General features: G+C 70.3%; 5 protein-coding genes and 1 pseudogene. All 6 read left to right on the forward strand.

What is annotated here, in order from left to right; genetic code table 11:
* Nucleotides 1-745 (forward strand): methyltransferase domain-containing protein (locus ACFMO7_RS21790; protein ID WP_376797589.1); only part of this gene is annotated, 745 nt, incomplete at its 5' end.
* Nucleotides 742-1,164, forward strand: coding sequence for a hypothetical protein (locus ACFMO7_RS21795; protein WP_376797590.1), 423 nt, complete (start codon nt 742-744; stop codon nt 1,162-1,164). The genes ACFMO7_RS21790 and ACFMO7_RS21795, both read left to right, overlap by 4 nt.
* 421 nt (nt 1,165-1,585) lie before the next feature.
* On the forward strand, nt 1,586-2,020 hold the full coding sequence (locus tag ACFMO7_RS21800) for a helix-turn-helix domain-containing protein (protein ID WP_376797591.1): 435 nt from the start codon (nt 1,586-1,588) through the stop codon (nt 2,018-2,020).
* Nucleotides 2,007-2,633 (forward strand): NUDIX domain-containing protein, encoded by a 627-nt coding sequence (locus tag ACFMO7_RS21805; RefSeq protein ID WP_376797592.1) that lies wholly within the window; start codon nt 2,007-2,009, stop codon nt 2,631-2,633. Before ACFMO7_RS21800 ends, ACFMO7_RS21805 begins: the two co-directional genes overlap by 14 nt.
* Nucleotides 2,617-3,078 carry a hypothetical protein gene (locus ACFMO7_RS21810; RefSeq protein ID WP_376797593.1) on the forward strand — a complete coding sequence of 154 codons (462 nt, stop codon included), beginning with the start codon at nt 2,617-2,619 and terminating at the stop codon, nt 3,076-3,078. The genes ACFMO7_RS21805 and ACFMO7_RS21810 overlap by 17 nt, the downstream gene beginning before the upstream one ends.
* Nucleotides 3,075-3,263: pseudogene (locus tag ACFMO7_RS21815) on the forward strand (hypothetical protein); the annotation flags it as partial. The gene ACFMO7_RS21810 and the pseudogene ACFMO7_RS21815, both read left to right, overlap by 4 nt.

A 3,263-nucleotide genomic window follows, 5' to 3' on the forward strand; every position in this document is an offset into this window, starting at 1 on the left:
TTACCAGCACCATGCCCTGTATCGCACCCTGAGCAACCATTACCTGGCTCCGCTTGTCCCCGAGCAGGTACGTACCATCCTGGACGTGGGCACTGGGACTGGGATCTGGGCCTTCGAGATGCAGGCGCTCTTTCCGCACGCCCGCATTGTCGGCGTCGATGTCTCGCTCGCCTCCCTGCCCCAGCCGGTCCCCCCGACCTGCGTCTTCGTGCGTGCCAACGTGCTCGAGGGCCTGCCTTTTCCGGACGCCCAATTCTGCTACGCCCATCAGCGGTTACTGGTCGCCGCCATTCCCGCCCAGGCCTGGCCCGGCGTTGTCCGCGAGCTGGTGCGCGTCACGCGGCCCGGCGGCTGGATCGAACTCCTGGAACTCAGCGATGTCATCCAGCCCGCCGGGCCGGCCACCCGCCGCCTGCTGGAGTGGTTCACCGGCATCAGCCGCCAGCTCGGCTTTGAGATGGCCGTCTTGCGTCAGCTTGGCGAGCTGCTCCAGCAGGCCGGCTGCGTGGAGATCACCAGCCAGGACATCCCTGTGCCGTTGGGCCGCTGGGCCGGGGCTGCTGGCCAGCTCTTGCTGACCGACGTGCTCCACGGGCTGGGCGCCCTCAAGGATTCGTATTGCGCCCGCACCCATACCCCGCCGGCGGTCGTCGACGCCATGCTGCGCGAGGCGGCGGAGGAATGGGAGCAGCAGCAGGCTCGGTACGTCTTTCATGCCGCCTATGGCAGGAGGCCCCAGCCATGAGCCACCCTGATCGCGACGGGGACCCGGCTGCTCCCCGCAGCCGCTCCGGCCACGCCGTCTCGGTCTCGGCCTCGGGCGCCGGTCCAGGCGCCGGGCGGGCCCTGCTGATCCTCACCCAGGAGCAGGCCGCCGCCCTGCGGACCGTGCTGGAAGGTTACCGACAGTACGCCTTTAGCCAGCTCTTGCCCACCGCTGAGCGCAATGAGCGGCTGCGCCAGGCACAGACCTGGCTGGCTCGGCTGCACGAGCTTGCGCCCCCGCCGGGCGGCGAGTGTTGGCTCAGTCTCTCGCCCGCCGAGCTGGGCCGCTTGCGGCAGCTGCTGCAGGTGGTCCGCGAGCAGCCCACGCTGCACGAACGCTGGCGCCCCGAGCTGCAGGCTCTGGCCCCGCTCTTCGGCAGGGAGGACGGCTCCGCTTGAAGCCGTCCAGCCTCCTGGTCTCCTGCTGCTGCTGGGTGGCTGTTCACGTTCTGACCTATGAGATCAGCTCAGAAAGGAGGATCTTCTGTCATCGTGCGTTGGCTTTTGGCTTCCGTTCTGACGGCATCCTGCTGCTGCTGCCGACGAGGAGGCTGCCCATGAGCGGCTCCGCCTCCCCGCTGCTAGTGCAGCTTCCTCCTCCAGCGGCCCCGGCCCCCTCACGGGAGCAGGCTGCCATCACCTGCGAAGCAATCCAGGAAGTGTGGCTGGCCATAGATCAAGCGCTGTTGCAGTTAGAGCACTTGCCAGCCGCCCGTGCCTGGCAGGTGCTGCTGGCCCCGTACGGCCTGCAGGTCGTGTCCCCGGACAGGTCTGCCGCTGCCGGGTCCGCTTCGTCGTCTGCGGACGCAGGAGGTGCCCCATGACCTGCTCTGCCGGCTCCCACCCACTGCCGACGCCGGCGTCCACGTCGGTGCCGGCCCCCAGGCTCACGGCCCATCAGCAGCGCAAGCTGGCGCGGCTCCGTCCAACCGACTGGCTCGTGCTGCTGCTGCGGGCGCGGGGCTGGCGGGTCGATGTCATTGCCGCGGCACTGGGCGTCAGTCCTGGACGGATTTCTCAACGGCTCCACCGGGCTCGCTTCGCCCTGGAGGTGCCCCGCTCCACGCGGGCCCTGCTGGCCGCCGTCCCCTGGCAGCAGTGCCCTGCCGAAGCGCAGGCGGCCTTTGAGCGGCTGCTGGCCCGCTGGCGGCAGGGGCCCCCGCCAGCCACTCCCTGGGGTCCTTCCCGCGTCCAGCGCCGGCGTGCTGACGAGCCGGCCCAGCCAGACGGAGGTGCGCGCTATGCCGCTTCGTGACCCTGATGCCCGTTTCGCAATCGGGCTGGACCTGCTCTTTGTCGACGCCGCCCGCCAGCACGTTGCCCTCATCCGCCGCCAGGAGGAGCAGCGGCTGGCCATGCTGGGCGAGAAACTGCGCTGGGGCGAGCCTGCCGCCACGGGCATCTTGCGTGCCCTGCGCGAGGAACTGGGCATCGACAGCACCGACTGGCACCTGCACGGCGCTGGCCTGCGCGCCTGGCGGCTGGGCGGCCTCTTCGGCCTGGACCGCCCGGCCCGCGACCCCCGCTTCCTGGGGGCGGCTTCGCTGGCCGAACGCGCGCAGGTGCTGTCCTTGCTCTTCCTGATCGAGGCCGACCTGGTCTGGCTCGCGCAGGCCGCCCGGCCCGGGAGCAGTGTGCTGGGCCTGGAGCTGCTCCCGGTAGCCGCGCTGGAGCAGCAGTCGCTCTTTCTGGACCATGCCACCCTCATCCGGCAGGTGCTTGAGGCCGAGCGAGCGGGTCGCCTGCCCCTGCTGCCAGTGGGATCGGCCTGGCCCCTGCGCCCCGCCGACCCAGGCCCCAGGCGACCCCCCTCGGCGGGGCCTGCCGCTTTCGAACAGAAAGGAGACGCCGATGGATCCTCACGATGACCCATCTCGCCCGAATCCCGTCCGCCCACCGCAGCGCGGATACATCCTCGATGCCGAGAACGCCGGGGAGCTGGCCTTCGAGGACGGCTCCTTCGACCTGCTCAACGGGCGACTCCTGGGGGGCTTCATGCTGCCGGCGGCCTGGCCCTGGCCGCGGCTGCTGCGGCAGGCCGGCTTTCTGGAGGGACACCTGCGGCCCACCGTCATTGAGTGGTCGATGGGCACACAGCGGCACTCCCCGGTCTTCAAGGACGTGCTCAGCGGGCTGGAGCGGGTCCTGCCCTTCCTGGAACGTCTGGGGTTGGCTGCTCGGGCAGAGCTGACGGCCCTGGACCGGCAGGCGGTGGCCGAGATGCAACAGGAGGGCTTCTGTGCCCGCTGGCCCCTGCTGACCGTCTGGGGGCGGACCCCACAGCAGGCTGAGCAGGGAGGCCACCACCGATGAACGCACCCTGGCAAGCCCTGCTGGCCTCTTTTGCCGCCGTCACTGATCGTCTGGGGAAACCCATTGATGCCGAGATCTTCGAGACGGTGGTGGCCCTCAACGCCGTCGGCCTCCCGACCGTCATGTCCTGCGGGGGCCACCTGGATGAGCGACGCGGCCTGCGGCTGCCCTGGGTGGACATCGGT

It is taken from the genome of Thermogemmatispora sp., from assembly GCF_042408735.1.
Taxonomy (GTDB): Bacteria; Chloroflexota; Ktedonobacteria; order Ktedonobacterales; family Ktedonobacteraceae; genus Thermogemmatispora.